General features: G+C 61.8%; 21 protein-coding genes and 1 pseudogene. 21 read left to right on the top strand and 1 reads right to left on the bottom strand.

Translation table 11 applies throughout. The features are described from left to right. Positions 1-155: 155 nt before the first annotated feature. From AC5P78_RS15575 to AC5P78_RS15515, 13 genes are all read left to right on the top strand, one after another. Complete coding sequence (locus AC5P78_RS15575) at positions 156-2066, top strand: integrase (RefSeq protein WP_495217292.1); 1911 nt, start codon at positions 156-158, stop codon at positions 2064-2066. Next, positions 2056-2835 (top strand): nucleotide-binding protein, encoded by a 780-nt coding sequence (locus AC5P78_RS15570; RefSeq protein WP_495217291.1) that lies wholly within the window; start codon positions 2056-2058, stop codon positions 2833-2835. The genes AC5P78_RS15575 and AC5P78_RS15570 overlap by 11 nt, the downstream gene beginning before the upstream one ends. After that, the gene (locus AC5P78_RS15565) at positions 2832-3410 is read left to right on the top strand and encodes a hypothetical protein (RefSeq protein WP_495217290.1); all 579 of its coding nucleotides are present in this window, start codon (positions 2832-2834) and stop codon (positions 3408-3410) included. Before AC5P78_RS15570 ends, AC5P78_RS15565 begins: the two co-directional genes overlap by 4 nt. Before the next feature lie 170 nt (positions 3411-3580). Next, a complete protein-coding gene (locus AC5P78_RS15560; RefSeq protein WP_495217289.1) occupies positions 3581-3814 on the top strand; it encodes a hypothetical protein in 234 nt (77 codons plus the stop codon). A 235-nt stretch (positions 3815-4049) separates the two neighbouring features. After that, entirely contained in the window at positions 4050-4709 is a 660-nt protein-coding gene (locus AC5P78_RS15555; RefSeq protein WP_495217288.1) for a DNA N-6-adenine-methyltransferase, read from the top strand. 280 nt (positions 4710-4989) lie between these two features. After that, on the top strand, positions 4990-5250 hold the full coding sequence (locus AC5P78_RS15550; protein WP_152905568.1) for a hypothetical protein: 261 nt from the start codon (positions 4990-4992) through the stop codon (positions 5248-5250). 130 nt (positions 5251-5380) lie between these two features. Beyond that, the gene (locus AC5P78_RS15545) at positions 5381-7063 is read left to right on the top strand and encodes a DNA primase family protein (protein WP_495217287.1); all 1683 of its coding nucleotides are present in this window, start codon (positions 5381-5383) and stop codon (positions 7061-7063) included. 179 nt (positions 7064-7242) lie between these two features. After that, the gene (locus AC5P78_RS15540; protein ID WP_107432846.1) at positions 7243-7458 is read left to right on the top strand and encodes a hypothetical protein; all 216 of its coding nucleotides are present in this window, start codon (positions 7243-7245) and stop codon (positions 7456-7458) included. A gap of 67 nt (positions 7459-7525) precedes the next feature. Next, complete coding sequence (locus AC5P78_RS15535; protein ID WP_495217286.1) at positions 7526-8554, top strand: ArdC family protein; 1029 nt, start codon at positions 7526-7528, stop codon at positions 8552-8554. Positions 8555-8621: 67 nt separating this feature from the next. Then, entirely contained in the window at positions 8622-9179 is a 558-nt protein-coding gene (locus tag AC5P78_RS15530; RefSeq protein WP_495217285.1) for an outer membrane lipoprotein, read from the top strand. A 317-nt stretch (positions 9180-9496) separates the two neighbouring features. Continuing rightward, positions 9497-9835, top strand: coding sequence for a hypothetical protein (locus AC5P78_RS15525; RefSeq protein WP_495217284.1), 339 nt, complete (start codon positions 9497-9499; stop codon positions 9833-9835). Continuing rightward, positions 9832-10308, top strand: coding sequence for a hypothetical protein (locus AC5P78_RS15520; RefSeq protein WP_495217283.1), 477 nt, complete (start codon positions 9832-9834; stop codon positions 10306-10308). The genes AC5P78_RS15525 and AC5P78_RS15520 overlap by 4 nt, the downstream gene beginning before the upstream one ends. Positions 10309-10444: 136 nt before the next feature. Further along, a complete protein-coding gene (locus AC5P78_RS15515) occupies positions 10445-10801 on the top strand; it encodes a PM1101 family membrane protein (protein WP_049422125.1) in 357 nt (118 codons plus the stop codon). Between the two features lie 210 nt (positions 10802-11011). On the opposite strand, the gene AC5P78_RS15510 is transcribed toward AC5P78_RS15515, so the two are convergent. Then, positions 11012-11986, bottom strand: coding sequence for a hypothetical protein (locus tag AC5P78_RS15510; protein ID WP_495217282.1), 975 nt, complete (start codon positions 11984-11986; stop codon positions 11012-11014). 84 nt (positions 11987-12070) lie between these two features. Here AC5P78_RS15510 and AC5P78_RS15505 point away from each other — a divergent pair. From AC5P78_RS15505 to AC5P78_RS15470, 8 genes and pseudogenes are all read left to right on the top strand, one after another. Further along, positions 12071-12292, top strand: a pseudogene (locus tag AC5P78_RS15505) (transposase); the annotation flags it as partial. Between the two features lie 727 nt (positions 12293-13019). After that, positions 13020-14222, top strand: a complete 1203-nt coding sequence (locus tag AC5P78_RS15500; protein ID WP_495217281.1) for an ankyrin repeat domain-containing protein — start codon at positions 13020-13022, stop codon at positions 14220-14222. 216 nt (positions 14223-14438) lie between these two features. Next, positions 14439-14918, top strand: a complete 480-nt coding sequence (locus tag AC5P78_RS15495; RefSeq protein ID WP_495217280.1) for a JAB domain-containing protein — start codon at positions 14439-14441, stop codon at positions 14916-14918. A gap of 258 nt (positions 14919-15176) precedes the next feature. After that, entirely contained in the window at positions 15177-15473 is a 297-nt protein-coding gene (locus AC5P78_RS15490; RefSeq protein ID WP_180843140.1) for a hypothetical protein, read from the top strand. A gap of 64 nt (positions 15474-15537) precedes the next feature. After that, positions 15538-15921, top strand: coding sequence for a hypothetical protein (locus tag AC5P78_RS15485; protein ID WP_495217279.1), 384 nt, complete (start codon positions 15538-15540; stop codon positions 15919-15921). 114 nt (positions 15922-16035) lie between these two features. Next, entirely contained in the window at positions 16036-16536 is a 501-nt protein-coding gene (locus tag AC5P78_RS15480; protein ID WP_088475686.1) for a Csu type fimbrial protein, read from the top strand. Between the two features lie 138 nt (positions 16537-16674). After that, positions 16675-17334: a fimbrial biogenesis chaperone gene (locus AC5P78_RS15475; protein WP_107432833.1), complete on the top strand. Its 660-nt coding sequence runs from the start codon at positions 16675-16677 to the stop codon at positions 17332-17334. Positions 17335-17337: 3 nt separating this feature from the next. Continuing rightward, positions 17338-19530, top strand: a complete 2193-nt coding sequence (locus AC5P78_RS15470) for a fimbria/pilus outer membrane usher protein (protein ID WP_495217278.1) — start codon at positions 17338-17340, stop codon at positions 19528-19530. Positions 19531-19539 lie beyond the last annotated feature (9 nt).

Below are 19539 nucleotides of genomic sequence, written 5' to 3'. Positions count from 1 at the left end.
TTGAATCAGTGGTTTGCAAAATTGACGCCTCGATTTGTAACGGCCACTTCCGGTCAGAAACGGCAAGTAACGGTGTTTTTTGTTGCGATCCTGTTGCGACGGATCTTGGTTGAGGTCAGAATCCTGTTGCGACAGAAAAAGGAGCGCTTGCATCCATGGCAAAAAATGTTGCGACGGAAACGGGCGCCCGACGAGCAGCGTTCAAGTTTAGTCTGACCCATGCTCAGCTGCTGCAGCTTTCAACCCGCGTCATTCCCGAGCGCGTCGGCGATCGCATCAAGCTGGTCCCCCGCTCGCAGGCCGACATTGGGAAGCCCTATCGGATCGTGGATGCGGGCCAAGGCGCCCCTGTCGGATTTGGGTTCTACGTGGGGAAGACGAAGGTCACCTACGAGGTGGTGAGGCGAGGCCCTAAGGGGGTGCGCCGATTCGCCTTGGGCAACGCAACGGATATGGGCTTGGCTGAGGCCTATGAGAAGGCACGGGCCCATCTGGCTATCCTGATGGACACCGGAGAGAACCCCAAGGCCCACCAGGCCAAGGTCCGGAGGGTCGAAGAGAGCATCGAGCGTTTGGCAAGCATCACCGTGCGCCAGTGCATGGCCTCCTACCTGGCGGACATGGAAGACCGCTTGGCAAGGGGCTTGGTCAAAGCCAACAGCGTGTCTGCCTACAAAGACAGCATGGCTCGCTTGGCCCGACCTGAAGTGGCTTTGGCGGACAGGACGGTGCAGGAACTGCGCGAAGCGGACATCCGAACGGCCTACGAGGCCATGCGCCGCAGCGCCATGGCCCGCTCCAATCGGATCCCCACGGCGATGCGCAACGCGTTGATGGGACACGACGACTGGGCCGAGCTCGACACCGCTACCTTGGAATCCTTGGGCATCACGGGGAAATACATCCAGCGGGTGAAGGCCTCTGGAGTTGCTGCAGCTGAGCACACCTTCACCGATGCCTACCGGGGCGTGAAGCACGTGGTGCTCAAAGAAGTGGAAGAAGCCAGCATCTCAGGGCGCCAGCCGCTGCTGTCGTTCAATCCGTTCTCCATCATTTTCAGCAAGAAGTTGGTGCGCAGTGCCCGCGAATTGCGCAAGCATTACGAACGGGCGGCGGTCAGAAACCCGCTGGACGACGACACGCTGCCTCGGGTGATGAAAGCCATTTTGGCCCGACGGGACGAGCAGGGCGGCCACAACGCCGGAGCGGCTGACTACCTTATGTTGACCTTGCTATGGGGCACCCGGCGAAACGAGGCAGTGGAGTTGCGCTGGTTTGATCGATGCACCAAAGGCGAGCTCTCCCAGCGTGAGGTTTCTTGGGTCTGGCTCGGTGAACCGGACGCGGTGAACCCTTACACCGGCCGGACCGGGCCGCAGGTCTTCATGAGCGACACCAAGTCCGGCGAGAGCCGTTTCTTGCCTGTTTGCTACTTCGCCCAGCGGATCCTGCGACGACGCTTGGACACCCGAATGGACGAGGTGGGTCCCAAGAAGGAGCTTGCTGCAGCCCGCCAACTGATGGAAGCAGCGCGCAAGAGCGGCGCTTCAAAAGCCGTGGTCGCAGGGCTTCAGGAAGCGGTGGAGAAGGCAGAGCACGAAGTGCTGCGCTCAAAGTATGTCTTTCCTGCCCGTTCCAATCGCAGCAAGACGGGGCACTACTCTGACAGCAAGTCCATCCTGGCCAATGTGCGCCGGGACGCGGGCCTGACGGACGTCCGGAACGACGTGGATCAGGGGCTGACCCCGCACGATCTCCGCCGGACGTTGGGGCGCTACGCGAGCCTCCACCTGGGCGTCAGCAGGGTGGTCTCACAGATGCTCCACCACCACGTGTCCCAGCCTGGGGATCGCAGCATGGCTGAGGTGAGCAAGCTCTACACCGATCAAGAATGGAAACGGTTGCGGGAGGCCTTCACGGAGGTGGAGGAGCTGATGATTGCCCGAAGCCCCCGGGTGTGGAACCGGCTCAAGGGCGCCGACAAGCCGCGGCTCGATGAATCAAAGGACGAACCGGTTACTATTTTTGCTCCTAGAAACCAGATCACCGCCTTGGATGACGATTGAGCTTCAGCGCACCGAAGAACAATACTTGGCACTGCAGGCCACTGCGGTAGGCCGGGAGTTGGAGCGAGCCGCGGCTGGCCTGCCGCCTCCCACAGTGAGCACCAAGGCCGCTGCCAAGTTCCTGGGGGTCCACTTCGACACCTTGGGCGAATGGCGGCGGCGCTCGCCTCCCCTTGGCCCCCCTTTTCAGAAAGGGGCGGGGCAGGTTGGGGCAGGGTTGAACCAGCATGTCCGTTACCTCTACAGCGACTTGGTTGAGTGGCAGAACGCCCGGTTGGGCAAGTCGCCGAAAGAACGCCGCCTGCAGAACGACCTGGATCTGACCCAGCAGCGCGTGCGTGAGTTGGAACTGGAGCTTGCACTTCGCCAAGCGAAAAACGAGCTGGCGAAGCTTCAAAAAAAATTGGGCCGCATCGCGAACCTGACCACTTTGCATGACGTGGCGGTGGTGTCGCACGACTGGGCCATGCTCCACGGACGCATCGCTGGCCACGTCCTCACCGTGGAAGATGCCACCCTTGAACGGGCCTTGGCTGATGGCCACGTGTGGGAGGGGACCGTCGAAGACGCATTGGCCCAGCCTTGGACAAGCACGGAGGCACGTGAGGTTTACCAGAACGCCTTCGTGGCCGTGCTCACCAGCACACAGCACCTGATCAATGCGGCACGGTCGCGGCAGCTTGCCAGTGATCTGGAAGAACGGTGGGACAGTGCCACCCACGAGGCAAAGCCAGTGCGGCCGTTCGATAAAGGAAGTGGAAGGCTGTGAGCCCGCGTGATCCAGACATTCTGGGAGGGCGTCCTGGCCGGCCATCGAAGGATCCCAAGCCCCTGGCGTTGACAGCGGCTGAAGAGGACGAGTTTTCCAAAGCAAGGTCAGGCAAGCTGGAATGGGTCGGCCCTGGGGTGGCCGCCTACGTGTTGGGCATTTCAAAAGACGCGCTGAAGAAGCGCCGGCAACGAAAGGAAGGGCTGGTCCCGGAGCACAAGCAGGTCAAGAGCAATCGCCAAGGGGCGCAATACCGGTGGTCATCGGTGGTGCGTTGCGCCGGTGCCGAACGCATTCAATCCGACGTCCTGGCGCAACGCCTCGACGACGTCGTGGCCGCGCTGAAGAAACTTGGCTTTGAAGGCCTGGAAAAGGACCTTCCCTGGGCTTACAACCGCGCCGATCGCCTGGTGGGGTTTGCTTCCCTTCACCCACAACTGCCCGCGCGTGCGCTCACGGTGCTTGAAGCCTTGGATGCCCCGTGGGTGAGCAGCGAAGCACGTCAGCCCTTCCACGACTGGGCCATGGGCGTGCTCCATTCCGCGGCCGAACGCGCCGCGAAAGCCGCCGATTGATCCTTGTTCCCGCTTTTTATCGGGAAACATCCAAGCGAAGCGCACCAATGCACTGTGGCCGTTGTCGGGACAATTGTCCCGATAAAACGGCGTTTTCGCGTGGATGGCCTACAGGGTCAGAACTGCAATCTCGTGTCCGTTCCGATTGGGAACGATATGCGAATACAGCAATGAAGAAATTCACTTTCGAGGTGGTCAAGGCTGCAGAAGTCTTGATGATTGGCGAGATCAGTGTCGAGTCCGAAGACGAAGCTGGTGCGAAGGATCTCGTTCTTGAGTCGGATTGGGAAAATAAGGTGTTTTGGGACCTCGGACCCGGCATGCATTTCGTGGGTGATCTTGATGAAGACGACCTCGAACTGCTGCGCGTGGAAGAGATGGTGGATGGGGAGGGGGTCGCATGAGCGCGACGGCCAACACTCGTCCGCAGAAGCTTCAGCAATCTGGCTATGGCTCAAAAAAGCGTTTGAGCCCTGCACGCGTGATGTGCATCGACGCGAGGAGGCGCGCGTGAGCACGTCGCAATAGCAGACCACAGGGCATCCCTCTTCTCGGGCCCATTCGAGCCCAACCCTCTAAACCCAATCTTTCAACGCGGCAACGCAGCCGTGCTGGCGGAGCTTTGCCTGGAGATTTCTCATGCAACCCAAAACCAATGTTGTGCCGTTCAAGACTGCAAACCGCCCCAACCGCCTCGCAGCGGCCAAACCCACCCGGCTCACCTCCGCTTGCTACAAGGCCAGCGACAAGGCCCACACGAGCGTGGATTGGTATACCCCGCCTGCCATCGTCAAGGCGCTGGGAGGAAAGCGCGGCTTTGACCTCGATCCTTGCACGCCCGAAGACCCTTCGCGGCTGCCGGCACCCACGGCCCGCCGAATGATCCCGCCGAGCCAGGACGGCCTACTCACGCCGTGGCCCAAGCAGGCATTCGTCTGGATGAACCCGCCCTATGGCAAGGGCATGGAGAAATGGCTGAGCAAGCTGGCCAACCACCCCGGCGGCGGTATCGCCCTGGTGCCGGTCAACATGGAGACGGGATGGATGCACGACTGCGTGCTTTCCCACCCCAGCGCTACGGCGATCCTGTTCACCCGTGGGAGGATGAAGTTTGTGCGTCCCGACGGATGCACCGGCAGTGCGGCGCCTTCGGGATCGTTGGTGGTGGCCTACGGCAAGCGCGCCGCGGGTCACCTTCAGCAAGCGCACGCAAGCGGCGTGCTGCGCGGGAAGTTCTTTGCCATCCAGCGGGTAGTGCAGGTGGCCAGTGCGAACCAGGGGAGTGCGAACGAAGAATGATCTTCTCGGGGACGGAACAAGCACCCGTTACACCCATCACAGGTGCTTGTTACGGCAGTTTGTCCAATGGATTCAATGGCTTTGCAGCGGCGAAGGCGCGTGTAACGGGTGTAACGGGTGGGTAGGTATTAATTGCAGCTGCATCAGAGTTTTTGGCTTCAAGGGTCAATCACTTTTTCAAATCAATGGATTCACTCGTTACACCTGTTACACCCGTGACAAACCTTGTCTGGTCAGGGTTTCAGCCGTAACAAGGGGTGTAACAGGCACCTGTTACACCTTGGCTGAAAAGCGTGAATTGCCTCTCGTTTATGCAAAAAATGCTGTTGAGGCAACAGATATTGGTTTTAGTCAAGAAGTCGATCTGGACAAGTTCGTGGGCTCTGTTTGGATGGGGTTGTGGCCACAACGGGACCACATCACCCAGGAAACGAGCAATGACGAACTCCCCCACATCGAAGAAGGCGACGCAACCGCGAGACGAAATGTTGAAGGCGCGGGTGAGTCGAGCGTTCAAGCGGCGGCTTCAAGCGGCGGCTGATGCCCAGGGCAAGACTTCATCGGAAGCCATGCGTCAAGCGCTGGTGGAATGGATGAGTCGCGTCCAGCAGGCCGCGTAATCAACAAAAAACCCCGGCGCCAACCGGGGTTCGAAAATGGACAACACACACATGAACGATACAACATCAGCCTCGGGTGTCAACGGGCGCCCCAGCAACGTCCTTTCCTTCCGCGGGAATGCAGCCCCCAAGGCAGCTTTTGGAGCACCAGCGCCCAAGGCAACCTTGAGCGATCAAGCATTCGAGGCCGACTTTGCCGACTACTTGAAAGCGACGGAGGAGTATGCAATCGGAGGCAAGTTGCCGGATGGCGACGACGACTGCAGCTTCTTCCGTTGGCTTCCAGAGCAAGGCTACTGGGACCGTTGCTCGGAGAAGGACATGGCGGCCAAGGCGCTTTCCTGGCTGCGATTGGAGCGCAAGGACAAGGCGAACGCAGGTCATGCAACCAGTTGCATGAACACGGCGGTGCTTGAGCTGATGGGGGACCGGAAATGCTGGTTGCCCAAGAAGTCCGATCGCAGAGCCATCGTTCCCCTCAAGGGAGGTTACCTTGAGATCGTCAAGCCTGACGAACCGCGTTGTGCTCGCGCAGAGGCGGATGGGGAAGAGGTCGTTGATCAGGACGTTTTCTCTGCGACCTGTGGGCAGAGTTTGGGCCCGCGCCAAGCACTCCTGTTTCAAAACGACGAGACGCCGTCCAGGGCGCGCATTCGGGTGCTGGCAGCCGCCAAGGAGCATGGAATCACTTACCAGGTCCCTGCCACGCTGCGGATGGACCAGGTTGACGGCGATGGCTACTACACTCCCAAGCCGCTGGATCCCAACTCGAAGTTCGGTCAATACCTGGATCTCTTTCAGCCCGACCTGGAGGTGCGTGCACTCCTTCAGGAGGCGGTGGCCAGCTCGTTGATGTCGATCTGCTTTGAGAAGGCGTTCTTCCTGGTCGGGTCGGGCAGCAATGGCAAATCCACGTTCCTCCACATCCTGCGCGCCCTTCACCCCCGCAACGTGTCGCTGCGTCTGGAGAAGCTGGACGGAACCTTCGCCATGGCCCCACTGGTGGGCAAGAGCGCCTACATTGTCACGGAGACGCCAAAGGTCCTTGCTGCGTCTATCCAGGAAGTCCTGAAGGCGCTCATTTCCCGTGACCCGATCCAAGTCGAGGCCAAGCGCAAGGACGCATACACCACGCTCCCGATCGGCACCTTGTTTGCCAGCGTCAACTCCTGGTTCACGGTTTCCGGGCATGAGCACGGGTTCTGGCGAAAGGTCCTGGCCATCCCCTTCAATGTTCGGATGGGTGAGAAGACCCATGAGGGAGCGAAGGGTGGAGATGGAAAGAAGCGTGAGCCTGACTTCCACCTTCAGATCACCGAAAGCGAGGAGGAGATGGCCCAGGTGCTGGACTGGGTGCTGGAAGGAGCGCTGCGCCTCATGGATCGTGGAGGGTTTTCCGAAAAGCTGCCCGACGCCGTGCTCGCGCTAGCCGAGCAAAACCGAATGGAATCGGACACGACCATGGCCTACATGGCGGACCGCGACGCTTCCTACGACAGCGGTGTTTGCACCGACAAGACGGCCATTTACGCCGACTACCGCCAATACGTGTTGGAAGAACTGGGCAAGAAGCCTGTCAACGCGGAGGACTTCTGGAAGCGCGTTCGCGAGAAGTTCCCCGAGGCCGGCATCTACCAAATCTCCCATGGAGGAAAGAAGCCTCGCGTGGCCGAGATTCGAATTGCGGGGATCAAACCACTGCGGGACATGGCAGATTTGGAAACGCCTGTGTGAGCCAGTTCCACAGCAATCGTTTTGCGGCTCACTGGCTTGCAGAGAGGCGGGGCCTGAATGCCGTCAACGGCGGGAGGAAGCGTTGGCCCCATCTCTCATCCAGACCTAGATGCCCCCTGTCAGCAGGTGCAGCCGGGGCGGGGGCTTGCCAAATCCCCATCCTGTCGCATGCTGAAACCATGACTCCTTCCGATGCCTTCGTAGACGACAGCATGGGCCGCCAAGACGCTTTGGCGGCCTCCCCCCGTTTCACCGTGCAACGAACCCCGGATGGCGTCCGTGTGCGACTCCAGGAGGGCGACGGGGACCCTAGCACTGGTTTTACCAGCGACCTGGTCCTGGCGCTGCTGAAGAACCTTCTGGAGCGGGGCAGCGCCGTCACCATTCACGATTGAAGTTTCCAGATCAACCCCTTGGCGTTGCCGACAGGCGCCTTTCCTTGCCTTCCAGGAGAGCCTGTCCGTGTCCGATGCCACCCCCAACGAGAGCTTCCTTCAGCGCCATTCCCGCGACGCCGTCGAGCGCTTGATCCGTCAGATGGAGGAGGGCACCGGTCCCTTCCTCAAGCCTTGGGACGCCCGCGTGGACCTCGGCTTGCCCATGAACCCCACGACGGGCAAGAGCTACCGGGGCGGTAACTTGCTCCACCTGTGGGCCCTACAGAGCGCCTGGGACACCCAGGACAACCGGTGGATGACTTACAAGCAAGCCGCGGCCGTGGGCGCTCAGGTGCGCAAGGGCGAGAAAGCCAGCGTGATTGAGTATTGGGATTGGTCGCCGGTGGAGGAGGCCAAGAAGAGCGGGGACCCCGAGCTCATCGCCAAGGCCCACCCCAAGGTCTTCTTCCCACGCGTGTTCAACGCGATGCAGATCGATGGGTTGCCGGCACTGGTCCTGCCACCCCCGCGCTCAGAGCCCGACATCCACCAGGCCTGCGAAGCGGTGCTGAGAGACAGCGGAGCCGAGATCCATCACGACGGGGGCAACCAAGCGTTCTACCGTCCGATGACCGACAGCATCCACTTGCCCCAGCGCAACACCTTTCACTCGGCCAGCGGCTACTACGCCACCGCGTTGCACGAACTGGGTCACTGGACCGGCTTTCCCACCCGCCTCAACCGCGATCAGAAGGGGGCTTTTGGGAGCATCGACTACGCCAAGGAAGAACTGGTCGCGGAGGTGTCATCCATGCTGATGGGCGAACGCCTGGGCATTGGCCACGACCCTACCCAGCACGCGGCGTACGTGAAATCCTGGATCAAGATCCTCCGGGGCGACCCCCGGGAGCTCTTCCGAGCTGCGGCGGCGGCCGAGCGGGTGGTGGAGTTCCTGAAGGTGCCCGAGTTGGTTCGCGAGCCGCTCCCGAAGGTTGAGCAGGAGCGGCAGCCTGTGGCGGCCAATCAGCAGGAGCTTGAAAAACCTAACGGCCCGAAGGCCCGCACGAAAGCGCGTGAGGAGGCCAAGCAGAGGAGCCACGTGATGGTGGCCTGAACCCCCTTGCGCATTTCCAGAATCGATCTATGCATAGGTGAACCTACTCACGAAATGGAGGTGCACCTTGAAACCCATCGTCCTGGCCCTTGCACTGGCGTTGTCTGCTCCGGCCGCCTTTGCCGCCGATTCCACCTCCGCTCGCCGCTATGGTTCGTCCGAAGCCCTGTCGGTCCAGGACACCCGACTGGGCGAGGTCCTGATGGTTCGCACGGTTCAACTGAAGTCCGACCAGCGTCTGAACGCCGGCTCCGCCATCGGGGCGGCCGTTGGTTATGGGGCTGCGAACCAGGTCAAGAGCCGGGACTACCGCAATGCAGCCCGGGTGGCCGGTGGCGTCATCGGTGCGGTTGCCGGAACCGCGGTTCAAAAGGGCCTCCGCGGCCGCACCGCAGTGGAGATTTACGTGCGCGACCTGTCCGATCGCCGCCAGCGCATCCTCTCGGTGGTCCAAGACGCCGACGTGGACGTGCGCGAAGGTGATCGGGTGTTCCTGGTGGGGAAGGGAAGCAAGACCCGGGTGGTGCCGATTGCGCGGATGGATGATTCGCCGTGGGGTGGTGGTGAGAACGCAACGAATCACTGTAGCCCTTGCTTCACCCTTGGGTCTGGGTTCGTCGATTGAGATGCGCTGATCATGAAGCAACCCTCCGTGGCCCACCGCCGCTCCAAAGTCGCCCGGATGTTTCGAGAGGGACACCGCCGGGCGGCCATCGCCCAAGCCCTGGGCGTTCCATCGCCCGTGGTGAGCGCCGATCTGGCCCACCTGGGGTTGCGTCAAAAGCCCCGGCGCCCACTGGCTGACCAACACGCCCTGGTGGTGCGCCTCCTGGAGCAGGGGAACAACGGCCCTGCAATTGCCAAGCGCCTGGGCGTGACCCGGCAGGCGGTCCATGCATACCTGCAGGCCCATGGCCTGCTTCCAACCGAGAGGAGAATGCCATGACCCTTTTTCTGGTGGTCGTGCTGTCTGAGCTTGTCCTCTCCGCGGTCACTTTCGGGAACGCGTGGCTGTGCGCCTCCAAGGCACGCAGCGCACGCAGCGGCTGGGAGGCGTTCCAAGCCGGCCAAGAGGACGCCCCATCCGTGGCTGCATTGCTGTGGCGGTTGGCCCTGTTCTACGCGTGCTTGGCACTGCTGGCTTACCAGCTACAGCATGTGGTGAGCCACGTCTGGTTGGATCCTTCCAACCTATACCTGTCATCCACGCTGGCGCTTGTCGTCTATTCGATCACGTGTGGGCTGCTTCAGGGCAGCGGGCTGACCCGGAGGCGGGCATGAGGACCAGTCACGGGCGGTTCCGCCCAGACGCCGTCGACGCCCGCCCTCGCGACGATGGGCTTTTTCAGGGCGAAGGCACGGGCGAGGAAGCTCATCAAGAGCGTGATTCGTTGCTTCAAGCGCTTTACACCGAATCGCTCCATGCCCGCGGGGACGTGGACGCCATTGATCGCATGCTCGATGCCCACCGGGAGGCGTTTGGGGAGCCTGAGCAAGTCGCCTATGCCCGTCAACAAGACAAACGCCATGATCGGGCGTTGCCCTTGCCGAGCGGTGGCTTGCACTTGAAGCCGTCCATGGAGCGCTACTTGGAGGAGCATCGACCATGGAACACGCCGACCGCCAAAGAGGCCGCCATCGCACGTTCCAGATGTCCCGCGATGGTGCTCGAAGGGAAGGCATGGCGTGCTGCAGACGACGTTGCCGAGGTTACGGTGGAGGCACCCAAGGACGCCCCGCGGCAGCGGATGTAATGAGCGCGTCGCGTCTCAACTAGAGAGACAGTCCAGTGCGATCATTGTTGCCGAGGTGACATCGTTGCCGTAGCTCAGCCCTCGGCTATCCTATCGAGGGTATCCATCAGTGGTTTTACTAACAACAGGGGGCGTTATGGCAAGCGTGACAGTAAGGACGCGGGATGAGCTGGAAGCGGCCAAGAATGCAAAGGCGCAGCAGATTGTGGTTGTGGGCAAGTTGGCAGATGATCTGAAGAAGACACGCAAGTTCGCCAAGCTTGGTGCCGTCGGTGTTGCAGCAATCGTTGCTGCGGTTGGACTCGCTCCAGTAACGGCTGGGCTCAGCACGCTCAGCCTGGGAGCGGTCGCGGCGGTCACTGGAGTCGAGATCATCGGCATCATCACCGCCGCAAGCCTAGGTCTTTCTTTGATCCTCGCAATCTACAAAGGCTACGATGTGGAATACGAGGCTGGCGGAAAGGTCATTTTCAAGCGCAAGGAAGGAAAGTGATGCCCGGCTTCGTTCCAGGGGCGCCTTACCTTTTTGTTTGCAAGAAGTGCAATCATCACTTTCAGCGGAAGATCAACTTGGGCCTCTTCTGTCCGGCATGCAAGTCGCTGTCGGTGAGTCCTCGTTTGGCCTGTAAGTAGTGCCCGGTGGCCGCCATAAAGTTGGCGGCCACTTCCAATGACCGGTCGAGCCGCGCTTTACATCGCGGCCTCAGGTGCCCCGCAACCCTTTTGCTTCAAAGCACTCCAGTATCGCTGTCACGGCTTCTGCAGCCCGGCCCGGTGATGCATCTATGCGTTCCAAGGCCTCCATGGCGGCGGGCACCGGCGCGTTCGGATCGGTCGTGGCCACCACCGTCAGAGCTCGCCCTCGGATGGTGTCTTCCACCGTGGTCCACTCGTCTGCGAAAAGCTGAGGGTTGTCGGTGAGCAGAATCACCATGACGGGCCCGGGTGTCAGCAGGCGGTTGGAACGCCCACGAACGGCGGCGCCATGGTGCACATGAATTGCTCTCGCGTGGCCCACCTCGTCGAGCTTTAACAGAAAGTCATAGCAGGCTGGTGTATCCATTTCATTGCAGACGATGTGGATTTGGCCCTTCGCCCATTCTTGAAACCCTACCGCAGAGGGCTCTAGCTCTCCGCCGGCGAAGCACGCTTCTACGAACTTCCGGCCCATCAGGCTCAGTCCCTTTTCATCAATGAGGGCCCATCGCTCAAAGGTTTGCCTATTGAATCCGGGTTTCTTGTGCAGTCCTAAGAATTCCTTAGGGTTCAAATTTCCCCCGCCTCTCCCTGGAAAGATTTGGTGGCGCTCGGCGATCCAAGCGCGACGCAGAAGATCGACCTGGCCAAACGACAGGTCGCTCAGCGCCTTAATGAAGTGGCGCTTGAGATGGCCTGCCGTTTTGCCGGTAGCGATTGAGCAGGCAAGGCGGCCATAGACGGTGGCCTTCTCGGCCTCGATGTCCATCTCTAATGCCCGCAGCATGGCCAGAAAATCTTCCGAGGTCATGGCCTCCGCGTTTTCGGGGAACACCTGACCCTCAAGCGCGGCACGGGTGAACTCCCGGTAGCGCTCCTCAGTGCGCTTGGCAAGCCAGGCGGCAATGAATTTTGGGCCCTTCGAAAGAAGGGCGAACGGACCGGAGATTTCCTCCAGTGGGGCAAGGTCAGGGTAGTCCATCGGGGTCTCGTGACGGTTTGCGGGTCCAGATAGCTCATCCTCAAGCCTTCAAGCCCGTTCTTCAATCCTCCGGTTGAATTCCCCATTGGCAACGCGCGTGAGCGCGAACAGGTTGAGCGCTGGGAGCGCTGCAAGGCTAGTCTGCGCGCGAAGGTCGAGCATCCGTTCCGGGTGATCAAGCGGCAGTTCGGCTACACCAAGGTGCGCTATCTCGGCTTGATCAAGAACACCGCACAGGTGCTCACCCTGTTCGCGCTGTCCAACCTGTGGATGGTGCGCCGGAAGCTGTTGGCGGCACAGGGGTAACTCCGTCTTGAGGTGCCCGCAAGGGCACTTCGAGAGCGGAAAACATGGCAGTCCGCCGCGTCTGAAGGCCCAGGATGACTCCGGCGCTGAAAACCCACGACTCAGTGTGAATTGATCAGACCATCCCTATTTCTACTTTTGGCCGCTGCTAAAAATGGGGGGATTACCCGACGAGCTCCGCCAGGCCGCTTTTGACGAGCATTGGGACGACGAGACAAATTAAGATGAGTGGAAGGAGGACGCCCGCATCGACAGCGGCAAGACTACGAGGCCTTCCTGACGGCCGCGACCGAGTATCCGCTCCACTTCGCTGTTGCATGCGGCGATGCAGAATGGGCCGGTGACCTGCTCAAGGCTGGACGCACGCCTCAGGATCCCGATTTAGAAGGAACAACGCCCACGGATCTTCTGGGGCGGCCAGGTAGTGATCAATCCGATCAGGTCATTCGTGCCCACAACCGATCCAAGCTTTTGGACGAGCTCCTTCCCGCTGCCAACGCTTGGAAGCCACCGGAAGGCGGATTTGGGGCCGACGCCCAACGTCAAGTCGGTGCGGCCATGAAAGCCCAGGGTGAGGAGAGGAAAGCCCAGAAGCCTCGAATCCGACAACGGTTTTGACATGGAAAAAGAAAGGCGGCAAGAGCCGTCTTCTTCTATTTAATTCACTTGCGAGGTTCTGATTTTCTGCTAATGGTGGGAGGTCAAAATACTATTGTGGAGGTGTGGGTTGGATATTTCGAATCTCAAAGACGTTCTTCTGAAGCAAATCGGGTTTACCCAAATCCCCGCTGATGTGAACGCAAGGGCTGAAGATTGGCTGGATCAAACGCCACTTCATGATGCGCATCACCCGCGCGAAGTTCGGGGGCTGTTGGATGCTGGGGCTGACATTGAAGCGAGGGATGGCCTTGGAAATACGCCGCTTCATTCTGTGACAAGCGAGGGAGCCGTGATTGAACTGATCAAGGCCGGGGCAGACATCAATGCGCAGAATAACCAAGGGGAAACACCGCTTTTTAACGCGAGAGGGCAAGGGGATGCCAGGGCGTTGATTGCGGCCGGGGCAGACATTCATGCGCGCGATAACCGAGGGAAAACGCCCCTTTTCGGAGCGAGCGAAGGGGCTTTAAGGGAGCTCATGAAGGCTGGCGCTGACATCAACGCTCGCGACACCCAAGGGAACACCCCGTTGTTTGGCGCACACAACGACAGTCTCAAAGCGTTGCTGAAGGCGGGAGCGGATGTCAGCGCGAGGAATAATGAAGGGCAAACCCCTCTCTTCCGAGCAACCGGGCAGACGGAGGCCCGCGCCTTGATTGCGGCCGGGGCAGACATCCAAGCCCGGGATAACCGAGGGCGAACCCCTCTCTTCGAGGCGAACACGGGCGCGCTTAAGGAACTTCTGAAAGCAGGCCTTGATCCCGCGGCGAGCGATGACCAGGGGAATCAACCGCTGCATATAGCCAGGGACCCCGAGGCGGTGGCCTTGCTCACCCGGGCAGGCGCAGACGTCATTGCACGGCGAATGGACGGCCAAGCGCCGATCCACCGTGCGATTTTTCCAGAGACGATTGAAGCGCTTGCCAAGGCAGGGGCGGATATGAACGCCCAAGACAACAACGGGAATACCTCTCTTCATGCGGGCCGCGATGCGACTGTCTGGAGTGCGCTGATTGAGGCGGGCGCAGATCCCCACATCCAAAACCAAAAGGGCGAAGCGCCGATCAACAGCGGGAAGCCATTTTTCAACGACTTGCGGGCTCAAGAGAGGGCCAAGCTCCTGGTCAGTCTGCACCCGCCCGCCAACGCTTGGAAGCCACCGGAAGGCGGGTTTGGGGCCGATGCCAAACGCCAGGTTGGTGCGGCCATGAAGGCCCACGGGCAGGACAGCCAAACCCAGGAAGCCCCTCGCTTGCGAGCGCGCTTCTAAGGCCAAGGGAAAGGCGGCGAAAGCCGCCTTTTTCTTTTCTAGATCCCCTTGCGCAAACCAAACCTTTTGTTATGGGTAGTGCAACCCATTCATAAAAGGAGGCCTCATGCGCGTCTTGGTTCTTTCTCTGGCCCTTGTCGGCCTGCTCCCACTGACGGCCTCCGCCGCAGACACCACGTCCGCCCGTCGCTAATCCCGCGCCGGTGGAGAAAGCAAATGAAGCGAGCCAACGACATTCGGGCCCAATACCAGCTGGCCATGGACGAAGAGGGCATCCTCCTGGCCGCCTCGCACATGCTGGAGCGTCGCCTCCTCCGCCAAGGAGCCATCACCGACCCCAACAGCGCCAGCAGCTACCTCACTGCCCGCTGCGCGCACCTGGATCACGAAGTGTTTGGCACGGTGTTCCTGGACACCCGCCACCGCATCCTGGCCACCGAGCACCTCTTTCAAGGCACCATCGATGGGTGCGAAGTCCATCCCCGCATCGTCGCCAAGAAGGCGCTGGACCACAACGCCGCCGCGGTCATCTTCTTTCACAACCACCCCAGCGGAAACCCCGAGCCCAGCGCGGCCGACCGCGCCATCACCGACCGCCTCAAGCAGGCCCTTGCCCTTCTCGACATCCGAGTGCTGGATCACCTGGTGATCGCGGGCGCCTCGCACGTGTCGATGGCCTCAAGGGGGTGGGTGTGACCACCCCCGTGGGAGAAAAAGCCTGTGCCGGAGGCCGACGCCGGCCGCTGCGCGCCGGCATCTGAAAAAGCATCCGCATGGATGGCAAGCACCAACGCCTTCGGCGCGATAAGTGATGTTAGGAAAAACTGCGGCCTAGCCCCGCGGTTTTTACTTTTAGTCAAAATTTTGTCCGCTACAGACGTGGACAAATTTTCAGGGCGATCTACCTTGGATTCAGGGGTAGGCACTGCCGCCGACCAAGACAAGAGGTGTCAAATGAGCGGAACCTTCACAGTCCATGAAACCAAGATGATCGCGTTGGGATTGAATCCCGGCTTGATTGAAGATTATGCAGCGGTCTCGTTGGAGCCCGTCAGCTTTGAAGAAGAGGACAGCCTGGGCTGGGCGAGCACTTGGAGTGCGGTTCATGCCGTCGAGCTTCACAACGGAGGGAAGGTCTACGTTAACGGCCGATCCTTCCACGTCTCTCAAGCCAAGCCCGGTTACAAACACCTGCTCAAGTGCTGGCGAGAAGAGCAGGGGCGGCGCGCAGAACTGGCTAATGATGGGTGACGTGACTCCTCGGATGAACGGTTACTGGGGAGACGGGGGGCTCGGAAAGAGAGAGAGGGCATCCGTGCTCCACGGCATCCATTTCGTCAGTCCCTCGGTGGGTGGCCCGCTCTTCAATACGGTGTGGCTTCCCACACTTGCCGACTTGCGGGCTCTGCTCACCGACGCAGACCTCTGCAAAGCAGCCGAAACCGAGGTGAGCGCGTTCATTGACACGTTCGTGGACCCGTTGCCCCCTGAGCTCGACGAGGTCATTCACCAGCCATCGATAAAACAGATTTCCAGCTTGCCGGATGATCTCGGGATCGGCGTGGACGTTTTTGTGACTGACGCTTTTGCGTTCGTCCTTCAGCGCATGATTCAGGAGGCAATGGCTCAGCACCGGGCGCGTGAGCTGGATCGGGTATGGGAGCAGTCAGCCGCCGGTGGCAAACGAGCCAGGCTCTGACCGCTGGCTCAATGCCCCCCCCTTGCGCGTTTTCAGATCCGAGGTATCGGTAAGGGGATGGCCCTTGCTGGAGCTACTCATCCCCACTCAATCCCTCTCAAGGAGACGATACCCATGACACGCAAGACCTTCCTTCGCGCCCTGCTGCCCGTCGCCCTGGCTTCGCTGGCCCTGCCTGCGTTCGCCGCCGACACCACCGCAGACCTGACTATTCAGGGCACCCTGACCAACACCTGCAACTTGTCCGTTTCTCCAGTCACGGACATGGATTGGTCGGGCACTTCTGACAACTCCACCCGAACCTCTGCGTTGAGCATCGTGTGCAACCAGGGAACCACTTACTCCATTTCCCCAGGACAGGGACAGAACTTCGGAGCGTTGGCGGGTTACGAGACCTACCGCGCCGTGAGCAACGGTTCGGGTGCCTTCATTCCGTATGGGTTGTTCAAGGACATTCCCGGCACCCAGGCATGGGGCGATGATGCCGATGCGTTCGCGGGCACGGGTAACGGTGCTGTGCAAACCCACGAATTCGCGTTGAAGTTCTTCGCCCTCAAGCAGGCCGTGGGTGGCAACTACACCGATACGGTCACCGTCACCGCCACTTACAACTGATTACAACTGATCCCCATCGGTTGTCCCGAAGCCCCCGGTTCGCGCTGGGGGCTTTTTGTTGTCGAAAAGATGAGTAGGTATGGGTTGACGTAATAGCATTCTGATCTAGCTTGAAAGGAGACCCCCAAAGGAGATCCCATGACCCATTCCCAACGCTCCCTGGCCGCGGTCGCTGCGTCCTTGCTGTCCTTTTCGGTGTCCGCCGGTTCCATCTCCGTGGGCCCCACCACCCTGATGGCCGATACCTCGGCCAAGCACGTCGCCGTGACGCTGCACAACAGCGGCGACGCGTCGGTGCGTTACCAGGTGAAAGCCGTGGGGTGGGATCAGGCCACAGGGCAGAACGTGTTTTCACCCACCACGGAGATCGTGGGGGCGCCCACCTTCGTGGACGTCCCGCCCCAATCCAAACGCACCGCCCGATTGATGCGGGTGGGCGCACTGGGCGAGCGGCGCTACTACCGCGTGCTGCTGATGCAGCTCAAAGACCCCAACGCCCAGGGCGTCCAGTTGCTGGTCAACCAAGACTTGCCCGTGGCCTTTGAAGCCGCCAACGCGCCCGTCCCCCAGGTGACCGTCCAAGCGGTGGCCAAGGGCTACCGTCTGACCAACCACGGCCAAACCGCGGCCCGCGTGTCGTCCATCGGCCCGGCCGGTGGGAAGCCGTGGCGCGACGGTGCATTGGGTTGGACGCTACCAGGGGCCTCGATGATTTATGAGACCCAGCCTGGCCAGCGCGCCGAAGTGCTTTCGATCACCGTCAACGGCCAGTCCGTCACCGTCCCCGTGGGGCGGTGATCCATGCGTGGCCAAGCCTTGGCGTTGTTGTTGGCTGCATCGTCGGCCAGCGCAGCGGTGCCCGATGGCGTGGCGCCCGCGTTTCTGGTGCCGGTCATCGGCGGTAAGGCTAAGGCGGATCCGCTCACGTTCTGGCAGCAAGGCGGTCAGTGGTTCGCCGAGCCGGCCACGTGGCGCGAGGTCGGACTCCAGCTTCCACCGGGTCAAACGGAACCGATGAGCGCCCAGGCGCTGGACGTGGGCTTTGCCGTTGACGAGGCCAGCGCCACGGTCGCTCTGGACCTGCCGGCTGACCGGCTCAAGGCCCAACGCGTGGCCCGTGATCGCACCGAGCGCGGGCCCATCGCGCCGCCCGCTCCCGGGGTGCTGGTGAACTACAGCGTGGCAGGCATGGTGTCCGAGCAGCAGCAGGCGCTTTCCTTGGGGCACGAGGTCCGCAAGGCGGGGCGGTGGGGCGTTGTCAGCACCAGCGGACAGGTCAACACCGACACGGCCGGCACCGGCTACGTTCGCGGCGTGACGCGCTGGCAGAAAGATGATCCCAACCGCTTGGTGACTTACCAGGCCGGCGATGTGTTCGCTGGTCCGTCGTCCTCGCCGATCAACCTGGGTGGGGTGCGCGTGGCCAAGGACCCGCGGGCCTTGGACCCGTTGACGCCCACGTATCCGGTCCCGATGCTCGGTGGCGTGGCGCTCGATCCGGCCACGGTCGAAGTCCTGGCCAACCGCGCCCGCGTGCTGCAGGGCCAGGTGGGGAAGGGGCCGTTCACCGCCGATGGCAGCGCCTTGGGCGCCGGTGCGCAGCAAGCCCAAGTGGTGGTGCGAGACCCCTACGGCCGCGAAACGGTGGTGAGCGATCAGCGTTTCTACGTTGCCCCCACGTTGCTGCGCAAAGGGCTCACCACCTGGGAAGTCGCCGCCGGGCGAGTGCGCCAAGGGGAGAGCGATTACGGAACGTTGGGCGCGACCGGGTCGGTGGCTTGGGGCCTTAATGACCGGTGGACCCTGCGCGGCACCGCCCAAACCTCAACGGATGGGAAGGCGAACGTGGCGGTGGGGGCCACCACGGTGCTTGGCACCTACGGCACCCTGGATCTGGAAGTGGGCACGTCCACCCAAGGCGGCCAACGGCAGGCCATGGCTTACGACTACCGCGGCCCGAGGTTTGGCGTGCGCCTGGAGCACGAGCGCCAGCAGGACTATTGGCGCCTGCGCGCCCCCGATGCGTTGGACGTGGAGCAGCGCACCCGGGGCTCGGTGTTTTGGCGACCCACGCCCCAGTGGTCCCTCCGAGCAGGGTTCTCCGACGTGCGCACGCCGCGCTTTCGCACCGCTTACGCCGACGCCGGGCTGACCTGGCGTGGCAACGGGCACACCGTGGCCGTCTCGGCCTTGCGGGATCTGGAGCGCAAGGAAACCCGGGTGGAAGTGGGCTACAGCTACGATTTCGGCGGGGGCAAGGGCGTGAGCGTTCGGGCCCGGCAAGCCCCCGATGCCACCGCCTGGGCCGTCCAAGGACGCGCCCGTCCCACGGTGTTGGGAACCCCGGTCGGCTTGTCCGCTTCGGTGGACGAGGGAGCGGCTGGCGAGACGGCCAGGGCCAACGCCAACTGGACCACCCGGGCAGGGTGGGCCCAGGTCAACGCCGAGCACGGGCCCAGCAGCACCTGGGCTTCCGGTTCGATGGCCGGCGCTGTCCATCTGGACCGCCAAGGCGTGACGTTCCTGGGTCCGACCGAATCCTTCGCTGTCGTGGACGTCCCGGGCCAAGCCGGGGTGTCGGTGAGGGTGGGCGGCCGCTTGGTGGGGAAGACCAACGCCCAGGGCCGCCTGGTGGTGGGCGAGGTGACCCCAATGGTGCCCACCGAGGTCCGAGTAGACGATCGGGCGCTGCCACTGGGCACGCAGTTGGCCGAGATCGAGCGAACCGCCACCGCTGGCCGCCAAGCCGGCATGCACCTCACCTTCCCGGTCCTGACCGAGACCGCGCGCACCTTCCGCCTCACTGGCCCAGCCATCGAAGCGGGCACGGTGGCCAAGACGGCGACCGAGACCACCCAGGTGGGCTACGACGGCGTGCTCTACCTGGAGCAGCCGCGCCCCGGCCAGACGGTGGACGTGGAAGGGGTCTGCAAGGCCCAGCTGCCTGCGGACCTTGGGGCTGCGCAAACGGTGGCCGAGGTGGCTTGCCGCTGATGGGGAGAG

Source organism: Stenotrophomonas sp. YJH_SMC_133 (genome assembly GCF_059370655.1).
This window is presented reverse-complemented; position numbering and strand designations above follow the sequence as displayed.

What these genes read in the sequence shown, in the direction of transcription:
- AC5P78_RS15525 (WP_495217284.1), top strand. Translation starts at nt 9,497, where the DNA reads ATGACCCTTTTTCTGGTGGTCGTGCTGTCTGAGCTTGTCCTCTCCGCG.
- AC5P78_RS15520 (WP_495217283.1), top strand. Translation starts at nt 9,832, where the DNA reads ATGAGGACCAGTCACGGGCGGTTCCGCCCAGACGCCGTCGACGCCCGC.
- AC5P78_RS15495 (WP_495217280.1), top strand. Translation starts at nt 14,439, where the DNA reads ATGAAGCGAGCCAACGACATTCGGGCCCAATACCAGCTGGCCATGGAC.
- AC5P78_RS15470 (WP_495217278.1), top strand. Translation starts at nt 17,338, where the DNA reads ATGCGTGGCCAAGCCTTGGCGTTGTTGTTGGCTGCATCGTCGGCCAGC.
- AC5P78_RS15510 (WP_495217282.1), bottom strand. Translation starts at nt 11,986, where the DNA reads ATGGACTACCCTGACCTTGCCCCACTGGAGGAAATCTCCGGTCCGTTC.
- AC5P78_RS15555 (WP_495217288.1), top strand. Translation starts at nt 4,050, where the DNA reads ATGCAACCCAAAACCAATGTTGTGCCGTTCAAGACTGCAAACCGCCCC.
- AC5P78_RS15540 (WP_107432846.1), top strand. Translation starts at nt 7,243, where the DNA reads ATGACTCCTTCCGATGCCTTCGTAGACGACAGCATGGGCCGCCAAGAC.
- AC5P78_RS15515 (WP_049422125.1), top strand. Translation starts at nt 10,445, where the DNA reads ATGGCAAGCGTGACAGTAAGGACGCGGGATGAGCTGGAAGCGGCCAAG.
- AC5P78_RS15545 (WP_495217287.1), top strand. Translation starts at nt 5,381, where the DNA reads ATGAACGATACAACATCAGCCTCGGGTGTCAACGGGCGCCCCAGCAAC.
- AC5P78_RS15475 (WP_107432833.1), top strand. Translation starts at nt 16,675, where the DNA reads ATGACCCATTCCCAACGCTCCCTGGCCGCGGTCGCTGCGTCCTTGCTG.
- AC5P78_RS15560 (WP_495217289.1), top strand. Translation starts at nt 3,581, where the DNA reads ATGAAGAAATTCACTTTCGAGGTGGTCAAGGCTGCAGAAGTCTTGATG.
- AC5P78_RS15570 (WP_495217291.1), top strand. Translation starts at nt 2,056, where the DNA reads ATGACGATTGAGCTTCAGCGCACCGAAGAACAATACTTGGCACTGCAG.
- AC5P78_RS15480 (WP_088475686.1), top strand. Translation starts at nt 16,036, where the DNA reads ATGACACGCAAGACCTTCCTTCGCGCCCTGCTGCCCGTCGCCCTGGCT.
- AC5P78_RS15575 (WP_495217292.1), top strand. Translation starts at nt 156, where the DNA reads ATGGCAAAAAATGTTGCGACGGAAACGGGCGCCCGACGAGCAGCGTTC.
- AC5P78_RS15490 (WP_180843140.1), top strand. Translation starts at nt 15,177, where the DNA reads ATGAGCGGAACCTTCACAGTCCATGAAACCAAGATGATCGCGTTGGGA.